The sequence below is a fragment of the Burkholderia sp. AU32262 genome (assembly GCF_020419985.1).
Lineage (GTDB): Bacteria > Pseudomonadota > Gammaproteobacteria > Burkholderiales > Burkholderiaceae > Burkholderia > Burkholderia semiarida.
Map to the genome: position 1 here is coordinate 132,345 of NZ_JAIZRS010000011.1, position 19,270 is coordinate 151,614.

Consider the following 19,270-nt stretch of genomic DNA (forward strand, 5'->3'; position numbering starts at 1 on the left):
ATGCACCGGTACGCATCGGCCCGCTCGCGCCCACTCTCCGGTAAACGGAAACGGCCCGCGCAATGCGGGCCGCCCTGTCCTTCCTGACTACGCGTGATCTACACGTGACCTACGCGTGACGTTCCGCGCTGCGATCCGTCACGCGCTCCGCGCCGGCAAGATCTTGCCCGCACACGTGCCGAAGCCGACGCGATAGCCGTCGCCCTGGCACCAGCCGGCGAGCGTCAGCTCGTCGCCGTCCTCGATGAACGTACGGCTGCCGCCGCCGTTCAGCGCGAGCGGCTCCTTGCCGTTCCACGTCAGTTCGAGCAGGCTGCCGAACGAATCCTTCGTCGGCCCGCTGATCGTGCCCGAGCCCATCAGGTCGCCCACGCGCGTGTTGCAGCCGGCAACCGTGTGATGCGCGAGCTGCTGCGCCATCGTCCAGTACATGTGCCTGAAGTTCGTGCGGCAGATCGACGTGGCCTCGGCCGCACCTTCGGCGCGCAGCGTCACTTCCAGCGCGATGTCGAACGCGTGCTTGCCCGCATGCCGCAGATACGCGAGCGGCTGCGGCGACTGCTCGGGCTGCGCGACGCGAAACGGTTCAAGCGCGTCGAGCGTGACGATCCACGGCGAGATCGTCGTCGCGAAGCCCTTCGAATTGAACGGGCCGAGCGGCACGTACTCCCACTGCTGGATGTCGCGCGCGCTCCAGTCGTTCAGCAGCACCATCCCGAAGATATGCGCTTCCGCGTCCTCGCACGCGATCGGCTCGCCGAGCGCGTTGCCGCGGCCGACGATGAAGCCCGTCTCCAGTTCGATATCGAGCTTGCGGCACGCGCCGAACACCGGACGCTCCTGGTCGGGCAGCTTCAGCTGTCCGTTCGGGCGCCGCACCGGCGTCCCGCTCACGACCACCGACGACGCGCGGCCGTTGTAGCCGATCGGCATTTCCGACCAGTTCGGCAGCAGCGCGTTCTTCGGATCGCGAAACATCGAGCCGACGTTGGTCGCGTGCTCCTTCGACGAATAGAAATCGGTGTAGCCGGGAATCTCGACCGGCAGATGCAGCGTCGCGTCGCGCCGCGGCACCAGCACCTTCGCGCGCAGCGCCGCGTCGTCGCGCAGCCGTGCGTTGTCGCGCGAGAACAGGTCGGACAGTTGCACGCGCACGCTGCGCCATGCATCGCGGCCAAGCGCGATGAAATCGTTCAGCGTCGGCTGCTCGAACGCGCGATCGCGCATCTCGAAAAAATCCTCGGGGCTCGGCAGCGGCAACGTCAGCAGCCCGGCCCGCTTCAATTCGGCCAGGTCGACGATCTGGTCGCCAAGCGCGACGCCCGCGCGGCGCGCCGTCTGCTTCGCATCGCTGAAGATTCCGAACGGCAGGTTCTGGATCGGGAAATCGCAGGCGGGATCGTTCGCGGTATCGACCCAGCTCTTGCGAGCCGGGTCGAGCGTCGCGCGCCAGTCTTGGGTATCGCTCACTTTTGCTCCGGATTGAAGTGTTTCTTGATGCCTTGCCAGCATTCGAAGTAATCGGCCTGCAGCTGTGCGGTATCGAGCGCGTAGCGCGTCGGCCGGATCAGCGTGCGGGTTTCGAACATGAACGCCATCGTCGCGTCGACCTTGTGCGGCTTCGTCGTGTCGCTCGCGGACGCCTTCTCGAACGTGTCCGCGTCGGGCCCGTGGCCCGACATGCAGTTGTGCAGGCTCGCGCCGCCCGGCACGAAGCCTTCGGCCTTCGCGTCGTACGCGCCGTGCACGAGCCCCATGAACTCGCTCGCGACGTTGCGGTGGAACCACGGCGGGCGGAACGTATCCTCGGCCGCGAGCCAGCGCGGCGGGAAGATCACGAAGTCGATCGTATCGACGCCCGGCGTGTCGCTCTGCGCCTGCAGCACGAGGAAGATCGACGGATCGGGATGGTCGAAGCTGATCGAGCCGATCGTGTTGAACAGACGCAGATCGTATTTGTACGGCGCGTAGTTGCCGTGCCACGCGACGACGTCGAGCGGCGAATGGCCGATGTCCGCGCGCCACAGGCGCCCGTTCAGTTTCGCGATCAGCTCGAACGCGCCTTCGCGGTCTTCGTATGCGGCCTGCGGCGTCAGGAAGTCGCGCGGGTTCGCGAGCCCGTTCGAGCCGATCGGGCCGAGATCCGGCAGCCGCAGCAGCGCGCCGAAGTTTTCGCAGATGTAGCCGCGCGCGTCGCCGTCCGGCAGCGCGACCGAAAAACGCACGCCGCGCGGGATCACCGCGATCTCGAACGGCTCGACGTCGAGCCGGCCCAATTCCGTCGCGATGAACAGGCGCCCCTGCTGCGGCACGATCAGCAGTTCACCGTCCGCGCTGTAGAAGAAGCGGTCCTGCATCGACCGGTTCGCCGCATACAGATGGATCGCGCAGCCGTTCATCGCGGCGGCCGAACCGTTGCCGGCCATCGTCACGAGGCCGTCGACGAAATCGGTCGGCTCGACCGGCATCGGCAGCGGATCCCAGCGCAACTGGTTCGGCGGCGTCGGCGGCACGTCGGCCGAATCGCCGAACTCCGACACGAGCCGCTGCGCGCCCGCATACGGCTCGAACGGCCGGTGCACGGCGGCGGGGCGAATCCGGTACAGCCACGAGCGGCGGTTGTGGCCGCGCGGTGCGGTAAACGCGGTGCCCGACAACTGCTCCGCGTACAGCCCGTACGGCGCACGCTGCGGCGAGTTGCGGCCGTGCGGCAGCGCGCCGGGCAGCGCCTCGGTCGCGAACTCGTTCGCGAAACCGCTCAGGTAGCCGGCGCTCGCCGGTTTCGACAGGTCAAGCGTCATCGTTTCCTTTCTCCATCAATTCAAGGCGGCGTTCGGCGCCTGCGCGCCGCCGCGCCGCGTCACACCGGCCAGGCCCAGCACGAATAGCGCCGAGCAGAGCACGGGCACCGCGGCCGCGTGGAACAGCGCGCCGTTCGACCAGTTCAGCGCAATCAGTTGCCCGCCGACGAGCGGCCCGAGCACCGAGCCGATCCGGCCGATGCCGAGGCTCCAGCCGATGCCCGTCGAGCGCAGCGACGTCGGGTAATACTGGCCCGCGAGCGCGTTCACGGCCGGCTGTCCGCCGACCACGCAGAACCCGCCCGCGAACACGACGACCAGCAGCCACGGCAGCGCATGCGCGACCGAGCCGATCAGTCCCACCGACACGGCCGCGCACGCGAAACACGCGAACAGCACGCGCACGAAGCCGTAACGCTCGATGAACCAGCCGAGCGACAGCGTGCCGATCACGCCGCCCGTCTGCAGCACCGTGCCGACGATCACCGCCGTGCCCGGCGAATAGCCGGCATCGCGCATCACGGTCGGCAGCCAGTTCGACAGGAAGTACAGGTCGATCAGGTTCATGAAGCTGATGGCCCACAGCAGCAGCGTGACCGGCAGGCGGCCATGGCGGAACAACTCGGCGACCGGCGCGCCGCTCGCCGCGCGTTCGCGCACGACGAGCCGCGTGTTCGCATCGATGCCGGCGGCCGGCGCGAAGCGCGCGAGCCAGTCGCGCGCCTGCGCGACACGCCCTTTCAGCACCAGGAACTGCAGCGACTCCGGCAGCCGCGCGACCATCGCGATCGTCAGCACGAGCGGCACCGCGCCGCCGACGAAGAACACCGAGCGCCAGCCGAGCGCCGGAATCAGCGCCGCGCTGATGAAGCCGCCGAGCGCCGCGCCGAGCGTGAAGCCGCACGACACGATCATCATCCGCTTCACGCGATGCGCGGCCGGGCTGAATTCGCCGACCAGCGCCATCGCGTTCGGCATGATGCAGCCGAGGCCCAGGCCCGTGACGAAGCGCAGCGCCATCAGCACGGGGATCGAACTCGCGAACGGCGTCGCGAGCATCGTCACCGAGAAGAACAGCGTCGAGCCGATCAGCACCGGACGCCGGCCGATCCGGTCGGCCAGCACCGACAGCCCGAGCGCGCCGAGCAGCATCCCGAACAGGCTCGCGCTGAACACCGGCCCGAGCGCCTGCTTCGGCACGCCCCATTCGGCGATCACGCTCGGCGCGACGTAGCCCATCGCCTGCGCATCGAAACCGTCGATCACGAGGCACAGCCCGCACAGCGCGAGCAGCATCCAGTGAAAACCCGGGCGATGGGTCTCGTCGATCACGCGCTCGACTTCGAGCACGCGCGTATCGGCCGGCGCCGCGCTCATCGCGCCACCTCGGCGGACGGATGCACGGGCGGCGTCACGCCCTGGCGCGCGAGCGCCATCGCTTCGCGCAGTACGTCGGCGTCGCCGACCTGGTTCGCGAGCAGCAGGATCAGCTTCGCGTTGACGAGCTGGCTGTCGGCGTCCGACAGGTCGCGATGCATGTCGATCAGCGCTTCGTAGAACGCGTCGGGGTCGGCCAGGCGCGGGCGGGTATCGAGTGAGGGCATGACGGTGTCTCCGGTGTCTTTATCGTAGTCAGCGTGCGCAGGTCGCGCGCGCCAGTGCGTCGGCGATCGCCTGACGCTCGAGCGTGCGCGTGCGTGCGCACACGCGCTGGTCGGGACGCAGCAGGTAGAACGTGCCGGGCTGCGCGTCGTAGCGCTGCGCCGCGAGGCCGTCGACGTCCTCCACGACGTCGACGCCGGCTGCCGGCCGCGCGTGCCCGGCCGGCACGACGAGCACCGGCCGCACCGTCGGCGCGAGACCACTGACGGCCTGCGCGAGCGCTGCCGCGTCGCCCGGCAATCCGAACAGCACGCCGGTGAAGCCGCCACGCAGATGCTGCAGCAGCCAGCCCGACGCACCATGCGCACGTACCGGCGCATCGGCCGCCGCCGCGCCTGGGCGCATCGCGCATGCGAATGCGTCGCCGCCGCGGTCCGGTGTGTTCAGCGGCGAATCGGCCAGCACGGCCGGCACCGACAGGCGCCCGCTGTTCACCAGCCTGCGCGCGAATTCGCAGTCGCGCGCGAGCTTCAGCGTCGCATCGCGGAACACGCGCGACACCGCGCTCTTCGGCGTGATGAAATCGGTCGAGCGCGTCGAGTGGCGGATGTTCTCGTCGGCCGCGAACTCGCGCTCGCTCGCATAGGTGTCGAGCAGGCGGTCGTGCGCGTGGCCGTCGAGCACCAGCTTCAGCTTCCACGCGAGATTGTCCGCGTCCTGCACGCCGCTGTTCGCGCCGCGCGCGCCGAACGGCGACACGCCGTGCGCGGAATCGCCAGCGAACAGCACGCGGCCGTGCCGGAACGTGTCCATCCGCTGGCAGCGGAACGTATAGACGCTCACCCACTCGAGCTCGAACTCGACGTCCGGCCCGAGCAGTGCGCGCACGCGCGGGATCACGCGCTCCGGCTGCTTCTCGGCGACGGGATCGGCATCCCAGCCGAGCTGGAAGTCGATGCGCCACACGTTGTCGGGCTGGCGGTGCAGCAGCACCGACTGGTTGCGATGAAACGGCGGATCGAACCAGAACCAGCGCTCGGTCGGAAACTCCGCCTTCATCTTCACATCGGCGATCAGGAAGCGATCCTTGAACGTGCGGCCGCGGCTCTCCAGGCCCATCATCGTGCGCATCGAGCTGCGCGAGCCGTCGGCCGCGATCACGTACTGCGCGCGCAGCGTCGCGACGCCGTCCGGCGTCTCGATCGTCAGCACCGCGTGTTCGGCCGACTGCGCGACGCCCGTCACCTTGTGCTTCCAGCGGATGTCGATGTTCGGCAGCTCGAACGCGCGATCGGCCAGATAGCCTTCGACGTAGTACTGCTGCAGGTTGATGAACGCGGGGCGCGCATGCCCTTCCTCGGGCAGCAGGTCGAACGCGTACAGTTGCTCGTCCTGCAGGAACACCTTGCCGACGTGCCAGCTCACGCCCTTGTCGACGAAGCGCTCGCCGCAGCCGAGCCGGTCGAAGATCTCGAGCGTGCGCTTCGCGAAGCAGATCGCGCGCGAGCCGGTCGACAGCGTGTCGTCGTCGTCGAGCAGCACGACCGGCACGCCCTGCTGCGCGAGGTCGATCGCGGCCGCGAGGCCCACCGGCCCGGCGCCGACGACGATCACCGGGTGGACGGCCGCGTCGTGCGCGCGGGCGCGGTACTCGAACTTCAGCGTCTGGTAATCGATGCTCATGGTCGCCATCCGCTCCTCAATCCCGCCGCGCGCGCACCGCCGCGCCCGTCGTCGCGTCCGTCTCCTGCCGGCGCGTGTGCCCGCCTGTCCTGTCAACCGCCACGTCTCGCTCCTTGCTTCCTGTTGATTCGTGAACGGCGCCGTTTCGCGACGCCTGCCTGCCGCATTTCTTGATCGGCGACAAATCTTTGGATTTACGAATAGTAAAACCAATTACGAATAGTGAAAACAACGTAAACCCTAATCGTTCGCTCGGAGACGGGATAACCATATGAGCGAAACGCCGAGCCGAGCGCGGCGCGCGCTGCTAATATCAAGACAACGAGGCGGCCCTTTCGGCCGCCATTTTTCCTTTTCACGCCGATGATTCCGCCTACCATCCCCGAGCTGGTCGCCCGTGCCGGGCAACTGCCGTATTTGCGGGAACACCTCGCGCTTGCCGAAGGCGGCACCGCGTGCGCGAATCTGCCCGAGCGCACGCTCGCCAGTGCGTACGAGCCGATCTACGACGTGACGATGCCCGGCGCGCCGCAATCGACGTCGTTCGCCGACGCGATCGAGCGCTACGGCGACGAGCTCGGCTTCCAGGCCGTCACGCTGGTCACGGGCGCGCAGCACGATCCGGTCGACGCGGCCGTCGACGACCAGACGCTCGTCGCGATCGACCGCCTGTCGCGCGCGCTGCACGCGATCAATTTCTTCGGTGCGCAGCGTCACGGGCTGCTGTTCCTGCGCGTGCACGAGCGGCTGCTCAAGAGCGTGAAGTACGACCACGGCAAGCATTTCTCGTCGGTGCTGCAGCGCTTCGGGCTGCCGCCCGAGCGGATCGTGATCGAGCTGCCGGCGGTCGCGGTCGCCCACAAGACGTTCCTCGGCTACCTGACGCGCAGCTACCAGCATCACGGCTTCAAGGTCGCGGACAAGCTGCCCGACCCGGGCCGCATCCTCGCGGTCGAATCGGACATGGCGCGCCCCGACTACATCAAGATGGATGCGGGCATCGCGCTGCGCGACGGGATGGTCAAGGCGCTCGTCGCCTATGCGCAGCGCGTGCGGATTCCGCTGATCTTCGACGGTGTGGTCGACGAGACGCAGTGCGAGCTGCTGCGCCAGCACGACGTGCGGTTCATGCAGGGGCCGGTGTTCGCGAAGGTCGTGACGGCCTGAGCGGCGCGGCGGAAGGTGCGCGCCGCGCGCGGGGCGTCGCACGCCGAATGACGGCGTGTCGTGCCGCTTCGGGTTTCAGGTTTCAGGTTTCAGCACGCGGCGTCGCTCGACGCCGGCCGGTTTCTCGTTCGTTACGCGCAAAGGTCGGACCTGCTTGCGCGCGAGATCCACACCGGCGCGTCGGCGTGAACCAGCCGCCTATTCTTATTCTCTTCCACCGTCGTCGTACTTCGGCAGATCGTCGTCGATCTCGATGCCCGGGAAACGATCTCCGTACCAGACATGCCACGCCGGACGCAGCCGCGACGGCTCGTCGAGCGTCGCGTAATTGATCTCGACCGTCCGCGGCGCCACGGAGCGCCGGTATTCGAGCTGCGCGCCGCAGCGGCCGCAGAAACGCCGCTCGCCCCACGCGCTCGACGCATAGACGGTCGGTTCGCCCTGCAGGTATTCGAATGCGTCGATCGGCACCGATGCCGATGCGACGACCGCCGCGCCCGTCGTACGCTGGCAGAGCCGGCAGTGGCAGAAGCCGGCATCGGCCGGCAGGCCGGCGATCCGGTAGCGAATCGCGCCGCATGCGCATCCGCCTTCCATCGTTTCGGGGTGCGGCATCGCGAACCTCGTGATCGTCAGGACACAGGCGAACGATGATGAGCGCGGTTCGCCCGTCGCACAATACGCAACCGCGCCGCCCCTTCCGCTTCCGCCCCCGCGACCAACGAACCCGTTGCCGGGCGACGGCGACCTGCGCGCGCGCTCGTTGCTCAGACCGTCTGCCCGAGCCGTTGCGCGAGCGCCTTCAGCTTCGGCCCGACTTGCGTGCGGAACACGCCCTCGTCCATCGACGATGCGGGGCCGCTGCAGCTCAGGATCAGCCAGCGCCCCTCGCGCGGCTCGCGAAACGGCACGGCTGCCGCATTCACGTCCGTGTGCCACGCGCGGAACGAATAGCAGCAACCGCTCGCCGAGAACTCGGCCACCGCGTGCTGCGCGGCGGTGACGAGCGCATCGGCATCGGCCGCGCCGCCGGCCGCGCGGTGCAGCTCGGCATAGAGCGCGCCGCGCACGTCCTCCGGCTGCACGGCCAGGTACGCGCGCCCCATCGAGCTCGTCAGCATCGACAGCCGCGAACCGGGCGCGAGCCCGAGCGTCAGCGCCGTCTCGCTGCGGATCGTCTCCAGATAGATCATGTCGAGCCCGTCGCGGCAGCCGAGCGACACGGCCGCGCCAATCTCGCGCGCGAGCGCCTGCATGTGCGGCCGCGCGAGATCGATCGTCCCCGAGCCCGACAGCAACGCGTAGCCGAGCGACAGCACGCCGGCGTCCAGCGCATACTTGCCGAGCGTCTCGTCGTAGCGCAGATAGCCGAGCACGGTCAGCGTATAGGCGAGCCGGTTCACCGTCGCCTTAGGCAGGCCGGTGCGTTCAGCGAAATCGCGATTGCCGAGCATCGTCTCGCCGGGCCGAAAGGCGCGCAGCAGGTCGAGCCCGCGTGCGAGCGCGACGACGAACTTGCGCTCGTCGATCGTGGTGTCGTCGATGGTTGAAAGCGTCATCCGGTGCTACACTGAGTTCAATTTGCAAAACATTGTTCCGCACAGCGGAACCATAGTCAAGCGAACTTTGGCATGGGGCCGGCTGGAAGACCGGACCAACAGGAGATGAGACGATGAGTGCTGCAACTTTTCATTGGGACGATCCGCTGCTGCTCGATCAGCAACTGACCGAGGACGAGCGGATGGTGCGCGACGCCGCGCAGGCCTACGCACAGGACAAGCTCGCGCCGCGCGTCACCGAAGCGTTCCGCCACGAACGCACCGACGCGGCCATCTTTCGCGAGATGGGCGAACTCGGCCTGCTCGGCCCGACGATTCCCGAGGAATATGGCGGCCCCGGCCTCAACTACGTGAGCTACGGGCTGATCGCGCGCGAAGTCGAGCGCGTCGATTCGGGCTACCGGTCGATGATGTCCGTGCAGTCGTCGCTCGTGATGGTGCCGATCTTCGAATTCGGCTCCGACGCGCAGAAGCGGAAATACCTGCCGAAGCTCGCGACCGGCGAATGGATCGGCTGCTTCGGGCTGACCGAGCCGAACCACGGCTCCGACCCGGGCAGCATGGTCACGCGCGCGAAGAAGGTGCCGGGCGGCTACGCGCTGTCCGGCGCGAAGATGTGGATCACCAACTCGCCGATCGCCGACGTGTTCGTCGTGTGGGCGAAACTGGAAGAAAACGGCAAGGACGCGATCCGCGGCTTCATCCTCGAGAAGGGCTGGAAGGGCCTGTCGGCGCCGGCGATCCACGGCAAGGTCGGGCTGCGCGCGTCGATCACCGGCGAGATCGTGCTCGACGAGGTGTTCGTGCCCGAAGAGAACCTGATGCCGAACGTGAGCGGCCTGCGCGGCCCGTTCACCTGCCTGAACTCGGCGCGCTACGGGATCGCGTGGGGCGCGCTCGGCGCCGCCGAGTCGTGCTGGCACACCGCACGCCAGTACGTGCTCGACCGCCAGCAGTTCGGCCGGCCGCTCGCCGCGAACCAGTTGATCCAGAAGAAGCTCGCCGACATGCAGACCGAAATCACGCTCGGCCTGCAAGGCGTGCTGCGCCTCGGCCGGATGAAGGACGAAGGCACGGCCGCCGTCGAGATCACGTCGATCATGAAGCGCAACTCGTGCGGCAAGGCGCTCGACATCGCGCGCCTCGCGCGCGACATGCTCGGCGGCAACGGCATCTCCGACGAATTCGGCGTCGCGCGCCATCTCGTGAATCTCGAAGTGGTCAACACGTACGAAGGCACGCACGACATCCACGCGCTGATCCTCGGCCGTGCGCAGACGGGCATCCAGGCGTTCTTCTGATGATTCGGCCATGACGCACGCGGCGGCGGCGATGCCGCGCCTGCGAGCGCCGCCACGTAAAAGGCCCGCCCGGCATCGCTGCCGGACGGGCCTTCGTCATCGCAGCCGCGGGCAGGAGCTGCGTCGATGCTTACTTGTTCGGCTGCGGCGTCAGGCGCAGATACGGACGCACCGCGTTGAAGCCCTTCGGGAAGCGCTTTTTCAGTTCTTCCGGATCCTGCAGCGACGGCACGATCACGACGTCGTCGCCGTCCTTCCAGTTGCCGGGCGTCGCGACCTTGTAATTGTCGGTCAACTGCAGCGAATCGATCACGCGCAGCACTTCGTCGAAATTGCGCCCCGTGCTGGCCGGATAGGTGATCGTGAGCCGCACCTTCTTGTTCGGGTCGATCACGAACAGCGAACGCACCGTCAGCGTTTCGTTCGCGTTCGGATGAATCATGTCGTACAGCTGCGACACCTTGCGGTCCGCGTCGGCGATGATCGGGAAGCCCACGACCGTCGACTGCGTCTCGTTGATGTCGTTGATCCAGCCCTTGTGCGATTCGACGCCGTCGACCGACAGCGCGATCACCTTCACGTTGCGTTTCTCGAATTCGCCCTTCAGCTTCGAGGTCAGCCCGAGTTCGGTCGTGCACACCGGCGTGTAGTCGGCCGGATGCGAGAACAGGACACCCCAGCTGTTGCCGAGCCACTCGTGAAACTTGATGGTGCCCAGGCTCGATTCCTGCTCGAAATCCGGTGCGATGTCGCCAAGACGCAGACTCATGATGTTCCCTCCTCGAACGATGCTGGTTGAAACCGCGCGCCGGACAGCGCGGGGCAGTCCATCAGCTTACGGGAAGCAATGGGCCGTGCGAACGATTATTCCGTTTGATATTCATACTTTTTTGTCATTTTTACCCGGCGTCGTGGGAGAACGGACGGCAGCGGGGAAACTTTTCAATCCGTTTGCCGCTCTGTTCATCATTACAAGTCGTTTACCATGCAGTCTTGCGCTGCCGCCGTGCGTCTTCCCGGCTCGCCAGCAGGCACGGGTTTCGCTACGATGTGAACCTGCAGCATGACAGCACGAAGGGAGTTGCAATGTCGGAAATCAACAAGGAGAAACTGATGTCGGATATCAAAACCGTTCTCTCGGACGCCGAAGACCTGCTCAAGCAAGCTGCGAGCAGCACGGGCGACCGTGCGGCCGAGTTGCGCGAGAAAGCCATGTCGCGCCTGAAGCAGGCCAAGGAAAAGGCAGCCGACGTCCAGGTCGTGGTGGTCGAGAAAGGCAAGAAGGCCGCGCGCGCGACCGACGACTACGTGCATGAGCATCCGTGGACGTCGATCGGCGTGGCTGCCGGCGTTGGCGTGCTGATCGGCCTGCTGATCAACCGCAAGTAACGCGCTTTGCGCCGGTTCGTCCCGCGGGCCGCATGATGACGCGGCGCGCGGGCGTCGAAGCCGGCCGGCCTGCGCCGGCGGCTTTGTCCTAGCTGCTCACTGTACGCGCAAGCACCGCATCCATGACGACAGACACCCCCTCGCAGCCGTCCGGTCAAGGACCGCTGCGCCGCCTCGTCGGCTCGGCCATCGGCCTCCTGCAAACGCGCCTCGAACTGGCGGGCATCGAGCTTGCCGAGGAGAAGGAGCGCCTGATGGGCGTGCTGTTCCTCGGCCTCGCCGCGATGATGCTCGCGACGATGGCACTCATCAGCCTGACCGTGCTGATCGCGATCGCGTTCTGGGATACCTACCGCTGGCAGTCGCTCGCCGCGATCACCGCGCTGTATGCCGTTGGCGGCATCGTATGCGGGCTGAAGGCGCGCTCGGGCCTGCGGGGCGCGCCAACCGTGTTCGAGGCGACGCTCGCCGAACTCGAGAAAGACCGCGACCTGTTCCGCGGCAAGCCGTGAACGCCCTCGCGCTCATCCCTTCCACCTACTTCGCCGACGCGCCATGAGCCAGAACATCACGGGCAATCCATCCCGCTCCCATTCGTCGCGATCGAACTGGAGCGCGTCGCAGCACCGCGCGCTGCGCAAGGAACTGCTGATCCTGCGATCCGAAGTCGAGCGGCTCGAACTCGCGGAAGCCGCCGCCGAAATGCGCCAGGCCGTCACGCGCTTCAGCTGGCTCAAGGTGTTCATCCCCGGGCTGTCGACCGGCAAGTTCGGCCAGTCGGCCAGGAACCTGAACGCAAGCCTCGGCCACCTCGTCAACCAGTATCCGATGCTGAGTTCGCTCGCATCGCTCGTGCTGGCGAAACCCGTTCGCTCGCTGCTGCGCGCAAGCGCGGGCCCCGCGTTGAAGTGGGGCACGCTCGGCTTCGCCGCATGGGAGGTCTACCGGATCTGGAAGCAGTCCCGCGACGAGCGCGGGCTCGACGCACGCGACGACTGACTGCGGGCCTCCTGCGCGCACGGCCATGCGCGGCCGCGCGCGTTCGTTGCGCGCGTTCGTTGCGAACTCAGCGCACGCCCCAGCAGGCAGCGCCTGGTTCGTCGGCGCCCCCACTTCCCGCATTGCCTTTCGTCCCGTCCGAGCGCAGCGTGAACATGCCGCATGCATCGTCGCGCATCGGCCCCGTGTCGAGCGGCGTCGCTACCAGTTCATAGCTCACCGGCGACTCGTCGCCGTCCGGCCGCCCGAGCGTCAATCGATACACGGCCGGCCCGTCCGGCGGCGCCTGCGCGAGCGCGTCCGGCAATGCCGCCGGCGGTGCACCGTCGAGCGTTTCGAGATACTGGGCCGCACGGTACAGCGCGGACACCGCCGACGCGCGGTGAACCCGCACGACATGCTCGCGATACGACGGGATACCCCACCCGGCCAGCACCGCGACGATCGCGAGCACGATCATCAGTTCGATCAGCGTGAACCCCGCCGCTCGAACCCTGAACAGGCGGCCGTTCATCGAAGCACCGCCGCGACACGACGCCAGCGCAGCACGACGATATGGCCGTCCCGCATCGCAACCTGGTGCTGCAACCATACGGCACTCGACGCGTGCGCGCCGACACCGCGCGCGGTCACAAGATAAGCGCGGTCGCGTGCCTGCCCTGCCGGACGCCGCCACGCCTCGATCAGGCATCGCGGCGGCTGCTCGGCCATCGGCCATTCGGCGAATGGCGTGAACGCTTCGGCAGCCGCCAGCGGCGGCATGCGTCGCCATGCGTCGGGCTCCGCATGCGATTCGCTTTCGTACACATACGGCGCCGAGCCGCGCAGCAATCGCGCGGTACACGCAGCAAGCGCGGCATCGGCCGCGTGGAATGCAATCAGCCGATCGGACAATGCGCGTGTGCGGCGCGACTCCGTCAGCGCGGCGTCGAACCATGTACCGGTCAGTGCCGCGACCGCTGCGCCGATGGCGATCACCGCAGGCAACGCAAGGCCCGCATCGCGCCGCCACGCACGGCGACCGGGCCAGAAACGCATGTTCGGCTCGCGCGGAGTCGCCGCTGGAACGCGAGCACGTACGGCGTGCTGCCGATCGCCGCCGCTCGCGACGCCGCGCTCGTGCGCGTGGCCAGCCTCGCCGCGTCGCAAGATGCCATCCCGCGCGTATCGCGATGCTCCGCTCATCGCGCCACCTCGCTTGCTCGAATGGCATCATGCGACGCAGCGTCGGCGGCGAGCGCGACGTTGCGCAACGCGACGATGCGATCGAGCGTCAAACGGGCGCGGCCGTCCGACGCCACGGCAACGCGGCCGTGGCAGTCGACCTGACGCGCCGGTTCGCGTATCGGCTCGCCGCGCGCCCTGACGCAGACATGCACGGCCACGACCTCGCGCCAGTCGTCGGCACGCATCGCGTCGGCGTCGACGAACCGCATGGCGCCGCGACGCAAATAACGGATGCGCAACTGATCGATCCCCGCCACGACGGGCTGCGGCGTGCCCGGACGGCCGCTTCCTTCGCAATACAGTTCGGGCTCGCCCGTCGACGGGCTGACATGCGCATCGAAGCGATTCTCCACCGGCGCCGGCTCGCCCGGCTCGCCGACACCCTGCCCGAGGCAATCCGACGCCTGGCCGCTCACCGTCGTCCACGTGGACACGGCATCGCCGACATACCGGACCAGCAACGCGTCCGACGCCGAACGCGCGGGCTCGCAGCGCACCTGTGCGCCGCTACCGCGCACGCGTGCCGTCGAACAGCCGAACACCGGCGGCAACGGCGATGCCGCTTCGGCATCGAGCGGCCGGAAACCCGCCATCTGGATCTGCTGACCGATCAGCATCAGCGCGGCCGCCGCCGCGTCGCGCATCCTGAACCCGTCTTCCGCGCGACGCTGCGCAATGCGCTGCGCGTGGTACAGCGCACCGGCCGCCGCGAGCACGAGCAGCCCGACGGTCATCGCAATCAGCACTTCGAGCAGCGTATGGCCACACGTACGGCGATCAGCGCTCATCGCGTGCCCTCTCCCGAAACGGTATCCGGACACACGATCGCGGCTGCGCTGACGACGCCCCTGCCGCATCGCAGCGCGGCGACGCGCCCCCGTTGCCGCGCCGCCAGCCGACGACCGCGTAGCGGACGCCGCCCGGCCCGCCGTCGAGCGCCATCGCGCCACCGGGCAACGACGTCGCCGCCGACGCCTCGAGGCCGTCGTCGACCGCCGCGGCGGCATGCAGCCGCTCGATACGTGCATCGGCCAGCCACAGCGCGCGTTCGCGCCAGATCGTCGCGCGCTGCGCACGCGCCATCGCGAGCTGGCTGCCGGCGACCGCCAACATCACGGTGGCGAGCAGCGCGATGGCGAGCGTCGCCTCGAGCAACGACGTACCGCGCATGGCATGGCGCATGGCGATCATGCCGCGTCGCAGCGACCGGCGACCATCCGCGCGCGGCCGCCGGCCGCGATGCGCACGCAACGCGATGCGCGCGCGTCGTCGGCATCGGACACGCCGCGCCTCGGACGCAACTCGAAACGCCGAATCCCGCCGATCGACTGGCCGGCCGGCGGCGCAAACGCGAGCTCATGTGCCGCGCCCACGACGGCCACTTCCGCATCGCGCGGGTAGCGTCGCAGCACACGCGAGTGCCCGTCGACCTGCCCGCTGACGATCCAGTCGCACGACCATTCGGCCGGATCGCACCGCTCTCCGGCACGCAGGCAGGCGCCGTCGCGCCCGGCGCGGCACAGCGTGACGCGCGTACCGAGGCGCGTTGCCTCGGTACGCGCAAACGACAGCGCACCGAGCAGCGCGCGCGAGCGGGCATCCACGCGTTCACGCATGCGCCACTGGTCGAACGTGGGCACCGCATAGAGCGCGAGCCCCGCCGCCAGCGACAGGGCGACCATCAGCTCGACGAGCGTGAATCCGCCCGATCGTTGCACCACATTCTTCAAGGATTGAGCGCCCGGTTCCATCGCAATCGTCCTCCGCCACGGTGATGCGACGACTGTAGCGGCGCGTGCGGACGCACGCCATTGGCCGAACGGCCGACTGGCGACATGCGATCGCGACCGACACAATCGGCGCGAATCGAACCAACGGAGCAGACGATGAACGAACGCAGCGCGTCAGCGCTTACGCGGGGTCTTGGCGGGAGAGGCGCGACGGAACTCTTCGATCACGTCGGCAAATTCGGAGACATCCTCGAACTGGCGATACACCGATGCGAAGCGCACATAGGCAATCGTATCGAGGCCGCGCAACTCGTTCATCACGAGCTCGCCCAGCTTCTCGCTACGCACTTCACGCTCGCCAGTCGCGAGCAGTTGATATTCGATGCGGGCGACCGCCGCATCGATCGCGTCGGCGGCAACCGGCCGCTTGCGCAGCGCGAGTTGCATGCTGGCGACGATCTTGCGACGGTCGAATTCCGTGCGGCTGCCGTCCTTCTTCACGACGAACGGCAGCGACAACTCGACCCGCTCGTACGTCGTGAAGCGCTTGTCGCAAGCCGAGCAGCGGCGGCGCCGCCGAATCGCGGCGCCATCTTCGGACACGCGCGAGTCGACGACCTGCGTGTCGTCATGCCGGCAGAACGGGCAGCGCATCGGCGATCAGCGATAGACCGGGAAACGCTTGGTCAGCTCGGCGACCTGCGCGCGCACGCGCTCGATCGTCGCCGCATCTTCCGGGTTCTCCAGCACGTCGGCGATCAGGTTGCCGACCTGCTCGGCTTCCGCCGGCCCGAAGCCGCGCGTCGTCATCGCCGGCGAGCCGAGACGGATGCCGCTCGTCACGAACGGCTTTTCCGGGTCGTTCGGGATCGCGTTCTTGTTCACCGTGATGTGCGCCGCGCCGAGTGCCGCTTCCGCTGCCTTGCCGGTGATGTTCTTCGCACGCAGGTCCACCAGCATCACGTGGCTTTCCGTGCGGCCCGACACGATCCGCAGCCCGCGCTTGACCAGCGTTTCGGCCAGCACGCGCGCGTTCTCGACCACCTTCTGCTGATATGCCTTGAACTCCGGCGACAGCGCTTCCTTGAACGCCACGGCCTTCGCCGCGATCACGTGCATCAGCGGGCCGCCCTGGATCCCCGGGAAGATCGCCGAGTTGATCGGCTTCTCGTACTCGGCCTTCATCAGGATCACGCCGCCGCGCGGGCCGCGCAGGCTCTTGTGCGTCGTGGTCGTGACGAAATCCGCGTGCGGCACCGGGTTCGGGTACACGCCCGCGGCGATGAGGCCCGCGTAGTGCGCCATGTCGACCATCAGGTACGCGCCGACCGACTTCGCGATCTTCGCCAGACGCTCGAAATCGATCTTCAGCGCGAACGCCGACGCACCCGCGACGATCAGCTTCGGCTTGTGTTCGTTCGCCAGCTTCTCGGCCGCGTCGTAGTCGATGTCTTCGTTTTCGTTCAGGCCGTAGCTCACCACGTTGAACCACTTGCCCGACATGTTCACCGGCGAGCCGTGCGTCAGGTGGCCGCCATGCGCGAGGCTCATGCCCATGATCGTGTCGCCCGGCTTGAGCATCGCGAAGAACACGCCCTGGTTCGCCTGCGAACCCGAGTTAGGCTGCACGTTCGCGGCTTCCGCGCCGAACAGCTGCTTCACACGGTCGATCGCCAGCTGCTCGACCACGTCGACGTACTCGCAACCGCCGTAGTAGCGCTTGCCCGGGTACCCTTCCGCGTACTTGTTCGTGAGCTGCGAGCCCTGCGCGGCCATCACGGCCGGGCTCGTGTAGTTTTCCGACGCGATCAGCTCGATGTGATCTTCCTGGCGGCGGTTTTCCTGCTCGATCGCTGCGAAGATTTCGGGATCGACGTTCGCGATGGTGCTTTGGGCTCTGTCAAACATACGGTTTCCGTTAAGTGTGTACAGGTTGACCGGAGTGGCCGAGTACGGTGCGCTGCTGGCGAGACCAGCTCGACGTGGCGGAAGAATCCGTATGACGCGAGGCAGGACAGCCACCGGCGATGCACGCGACGGCGCACAACGGCTGCCCAGGCGAACGGCAAAAACGGCGCCCCGCGCTTCACGGTGGGATGCTCCACCTTGAACCCGAAGGGTTCTATCGCCAGTCACGCAGGGGTGATGAGCGCATTAGTGTATTGGATGCGTCATGAATAGGCAACCGCGCGGCAGGGCGCCCGAATCAATTGGGGCCGGACTCTACGCGCCCGTGCCGACACGCTTTGCCGCCTTGCCGCGGTGCGGCATTCTCAGTAGGCTTGCGGGATTCCACCCGCTATTCCGTTACCGACCAGGAGCAGCAATGATCGTGTTCGTCACAGGCGCGTCCGCCGGCTTCGGCGCCGCCATCTCCCGTGCCTTCGTCAAGGGCGGCCATCGCGTCGTCGCGACCGCACGCCGCAAGGACCGTCTCGACGCGCTCGCCGCCGAACTCGGCGACGCCCTGCTGCCGCTCGAGCTCGACGTGCGCGACCGCGCCGCCGTCGAGGCCGTGCCGGCCGCCCTTCCCGCCGAATTCGCGGCGCTCGACGTACTCGTCAACAATGCCGGCCTCGCACTCGGCGTCGAGCCGGCCCAGAAGGCGAGCCTCGACGAGTGGCAGACCATGATCGACACGAATTGCTCGGGTCTCGTGACCGTCACGCACGCATTGCTGCCCGGCATGATCGCGCGCGGTCGCGGCCATATCTTCAACCTGGGCTCGGTGGCCGGCACCTATCCGTATCCGGGCGGGAACGTGTATGGCGCGACCAAGGCGTTCGTCAGACAATTCAGCCTGAACCTGCGCACCGACCTGATCGGCACGCCGTTGCGCGTCACCGACATCGAGCCGGGCCTGTGCGGCGGCACGGAGTTCTCGAACGTCCGCTTCCGCGGCGACGATGCAAAGGCGGCGAACGTCTACCAGAACGTCCAGCCGCTCACCGCCGAGGACATCGCCGACACGATCTACTGGATTGCGACGCGCCCCGCGCACGTCAACATCAACACGATCGAAATGATGCCGGTCGCGCAAGCCCCGGCCGGCCTCACCGTCCATCGCGGCTGACACGTCGCCCGCAGCCGCGGGCCCGCCTCCGGCCGGCCCGCGGTGTGCCATGACGGTGTGCCACGACGCACTACATTCCGTTACGAATCGGTTACGAATCCGGTCTTTGCCTTCCGGTAGAATGCGCGCCATGACTCAGCCCACCCGCTCCCCGGAAGCGCCGTCCGGCTTTACCTGGCCGGTGCGCGTGTACTACGAGGATACCGACGCAGGCGGCATCGTCTTCTATGCCAACTACCTGAAGTTCTTCGAACGCGCCCGAACCGAGTGGCTTCGCGCCTGCGGCGTCGACCAGCGTCGGCTCGCCGACGATACCGGTGCGATCTTCATCGTGCGCAACACGTCGCTCGACTACCGCGCGCCGGCGCGACTCGACGACACGTTGACGATCACGAGCCGGCCCGGACGCATCGGCCGCGCGTCGGTGGAATTCACGCAGGAAGCCTGGTGTGGCGACACGCTGCTCGTGGTCGGGCACATCCGCCTCGGCTGCGTCGACCGTCACGGCATCCGGCCCGCGGCCATCCCGCCGGCCGTGCTCGACGCGCTGCAACGCGGGCCCGTCATCGACGCCGGGCAGACTGGTTTGTCAACGAAGCTCGCATGAGCGCCGTTTAGACACAGCCTATGAACTTGCCGTTCTGATTCGATACTAAGCAAGGTTCGGCGTCAGGCATGGCCGGCGCGCCGCGCCGCACGCACGCCGGACGCCCTTGCCGGGCACCCCCGAAGGGACGTT

22 protein-coding genes and 1 riboswitch are annotated in these 19,270 nt (G+C 67.7%); of the genes, 7 read left to right on the forward strand and 15 right to left on the reverse strand.

What is annotated here, in order from left to right; genetic code table 11:
• Positions 1-138: 138 nt before the first annotated feature.
• Genes fahA through LGN10_RS15625 form a run of 5 tightly spaced genes read right to left on the reverse strand, consistent with a single transcriptional unit; the run spans position 139 to position 6,095 of the window.
• Positions 139-1,470: a fumarylacetoacetase gene (gene fahA / locus LGN10_RS15605; RefSeq protein WP_226224179.1), complete on the reverse strand. Its 1,332-nt coding sequence runs from the start codon at positions 1,468-1,470 to the stop codon at positions 139-141.
• Positions 1,467-2,801 carry a homogentisate 1,2-dioxygenase gene (gene hmgA, locus LGN10_RS15610; RefSeq protein WP_059642069.1) on the reverse strand — a complete coding sequence of 445 codons (1,335 nt, stop codon included), beginning with the start codon at positions 2,799-2,801 and terminating at the stop codon, positions 1,467-1,469. The genes fahA and hmgA overlap by 4 nt, the downstream gene beginning before the upstream one ends.
• Positions 2,802-2,816: 15 nt before the next feature.
• Positions 2,817-4,178, reverse strand: a complete 1,362-nt coding sequence (locus tag LGN10_RS15615; RefSeq protein WP_226224181.1) for an MFS transporter — start codon at positions 4,176-4,178, stop codon at positions 2,817-2,819.
• Complete coding sequence (locus tag LGN10_RS15620; protein ID WP_059642074.1) at positions 4,175-4,405, reverse strand: DUF2783 domain-containing protein; 231 nt, start codon at positions 4,403-4,405, stop codon at positions 4,175-4,177. The genes LGN10_RS15615 and LGN10_RS15620 overlap by 4 nt, the downstream gene beginning before the upstream one ends.
• Before the next feature lie 28 nt (positions 4,406-4,433).
• Positions 4,434-6,095 (reverse strand): FAD-dependent oxidoreductase, encoded by a 1,662-nt coding sequence (locus LGN10_RS15625; RefSeq protein WP_226224182.1) that lies wholly within the window; start codon positions 6,093-6,095, stop codon positions 4,434-4,436.
• A gap of 354 nt (positions 6,096-6,449) precedes the next feature.
• Between LGN10_RS15625 and LGN10_RS15630 the strand changes: the two genes are divergently transcribed.
• Positions 6,450-7,253 (forward strand): EAL domain-containing protein, encoded by an 804-nt coding sequence (locus LGN10_RS15630; RefSeq protein ID WP_059574247.1) that lies wholly within the window; start codon positions 6,450-6,452, stop codon positions 7,251-7,253.
• 204 nt (positions 7,254-7,457) lie between these two features.
• Here the strand turns inward: LGN10_RS15630 and LGN10_RS15635 are convergent, their stop codons facing one another.
• Together LGN10_RS15635 and LGN10_RS15640 are read right to left on the reverse strand one after the other, a co-directional pair.
• Positions 7,458-7,868, reverse strand: a complete 411-nt coding sequence (locus tag LGN10_RS15635) for a GFA family protein (RefSeq protein WP_059574248.1) — start codon at positions 7,866-7,868, stop codon at positions 7,458-7,460.
• Positions 7,869-8,020: 152 nt separating this feature from the next.
• The gene (locus tag LGN10_RS15640) at positions 8,021-8,812 is read right to left on the reverse strand and encodes an IclR family transcriptional regulator (protein ID WP_060312746.1); all 792 of its coding nucleotides are present in this window, start codon (positions 8,810-8,812) and stop codon (positions 8,021-8,023) included.
• A gap of 113 nt (positions 8,813-8,925) precedes the next feature.
• Between LGN10_RS15640 and LGN10_RS15645 the strand changes: the two genes are divergently transcribed.
• Positions 8,926-10,113 carry an acyl-CoA dehydrogenase gene (locus tag LGN10_RS15645; RefSeq protein WP_060011435.1) on the forward strand — a complete coding sequence of 396 codons (1,188 nt, stop codon included), beginning with the start codon at positions 8,926-8,928 and terminating at the stop codon, positions 10,111-10,113.
• Positions 10,114-10,243: 130 nt separating this feature from the next.
• Here LGN10_RS15645 and LGN10_RS15650 read toward each other — a convergent pair whose 3' ends face one another.
• On the reverse strand, positions 10,244-10,882 hold the full coding sequence (locus LGN10_RS15650; protein WP_006476788.1) for a peroxiredoxin: 639 nt from the start codon (positions 10,880-10,882) through the stop codon (positions 10,244-10,246).
• 317 nt (positions 10,883-11,199) lie between these two features.
• Here LGN10_RS15650 and LGN10_RS15655 point away from each other — a divergent pair, with 317 nt between their 5' ends.
• From LGN10_RS15655 to LGN10_RS15665, 3 genes are all read left to right on the forward strand, one after another.
• Positions 11,200-11,502 (forward strand): DUF883 family protein, encoded by a 303-nt coding sequence (locus LGN10_RS15655; RefSeq protein ID WP_006494044.1) that lies wholly within the window; start codon positions 11,200-11,202, stop codon positions 11,500-11,502.
• A gap of 122 nt (positions 11,503-11,624) precedes the next feature.
• Positions 11,625-12,014 (forward strand): phage holin family protein, encoded by a 390-nt coding sequence (locus LGN10_RS15660; RefSeq protein ID WP_226224184.1) that lies wholly within the window; start codon positions 11,625-11,627, stop codon positions 12,012-12,014.
• 43 nt (positions 12,015-12,057) lie between these two features.
• On the forward strand, positions 12,058-12,501 hold the full coding sequence (locus LGN10_RS15665; protein WP_059574252.1) for a DUF3318 domain-containing protein: 444 nt from the start codon (positions 12,058-12,060) through the stop codon (positions 12,499-12,501).
• Positions 12,502-12,568: 67 nt separating this feature from the next.
• Here the strand turns inward: LGN10_RS15665 and LGN10_RS15670 are convergent, their stop codons facing one another.
• From LGN10_RS15670 to glyA, 7 genes are all read right to left on the reverse strand, one after another.
• Positions 12,569-13,015, reverse strand: a complete 447-nt coding sequence (locus tag LGN10_RS15670) for a type IV pilin protein (RefSeq protein ID WP_059574253.1) — start codon at positions 13,013-13,015, stop codon at positions 12,569-12,571.
• Positions 13,012-13,539 carry a hypothetical protein gene (locus LGN10_RS15675; protein WP_179231713.1) on the reverse strand — a complete coding sequence of 176 codons (528 nt, stop codon included), beginning with the start codon at positions 13,537-13,539 and terminating at the stop codon, positions 13,012-13,014. Before LGN10_RS15675 ends, LGN10_RS15670 begins: the two co-directional genes overlap by 4 nt.
• Positions 13,540-13,682: 143 nt before the next feature.
• Positions 13,683-14,516, reverse strand: a complete 834-nt coding sequence (locus LGN10_RS15680) for a type IV pilus assembly protein (RefSeq protein ID WP_059574254.1) — start codon at positions 14,514-14,516, stop codon at positions 13,683-13,685.
• Positions 14,506-14,919: a hypothetical protein gene (locus tag LGN10_RS15685; protein WP_226224185.1), complete on the reverse strand. Its 414-nt coding sequence runs from the start codon at positions 14,917-14,919 to the stop codon at positions 14,506-14,508. The genes LGN10_RS15680 and LGN10_RS15685 overlap by 11 nt, the downstream gene beginning before the upstream one ends.
• Positions 14,916-15,479 carry a GspH/FimT family pseudopilin gene (locus LGN10_RS15690; RefSeq protein ID WP_226224186.1) on the reverse strand — a complete coding sequence of 188 codons (564 nt, stop codon included), beginning with the start codon at positions 15,477-15,479 and terminating at the stop codon, positions 14,916-14,918. Before LGN10_RS15690 ends, LGN10_RS15685 begins: the two co-directional genes overlap by 4 nt.
• Positions 15,480-15,632: 153 nt before the next feature.
• Positions 15,633-16,112: a transcriptional regulator NrdR gene (gene nrdR, locus LGN10_RS15695; RefSeq protein WP_050011738.1), complete on the reverse strand. Its 480-nt coding sequence runs from the start codon at positions 16,110-16,112 to the stop codon at positions 15,633-15,635.
• A 6-nt stretch (positions 16,113-16,118) separates the two neighbouring features.
• Positions 16,119-17,366 (reverse strand): serine hydroxymethyltransferase, encoded by a 1,248-nt coding sequence (gene glyA, locus LGN10_RS15700; RefSeq protein ID WP_059574256.1) that lies wholly within the window; start codon positions 17,364-17,366, stop codon positions 16,119-16,121.
• A gap of 137 nt (positions 17,367-17,503) precedes the next feature.
• Positions 17,504-17,604, reverse strand: a riboswitch (ZMP/ZTP riboswitch).
• 180 nt (positions 17,605-17,784) lie between these two features.
• Between glyA and LGN10_RS15705 the strand changes: the two genes are divergently transcribed.
• Both LGN10_RS15705 and ybgC read left to right on the forward strand, forming a co-directional pair.
• Positions 17,785-18,531, forward strand: coding sequence for an SDR family NAD(P)-dependent oxidoreductase (locus LGN10_RS15705; protein ID WP_059574257.1), 747 nt, complete (start codon positions 17,785-17,787; stop codon positions 18,529-18,531).
• Positions 18,532-18,652: 121 nt separating this feature from the next.
• Positions 18,653-19,138: a tol-pal system-associated acyl-CoA thioesterase gene (ybgC, locus tag LGN10_RS15710; RefSeq protein WP_059574258.1), complete on the forward strand. Its 486-nt coding sequence runs from the start codon at positions 18,653-18,655 to the stop codon at positions 19,136-19,138.
• Positions 19,139-19,270: the final 132 nt, after the last annotated feature.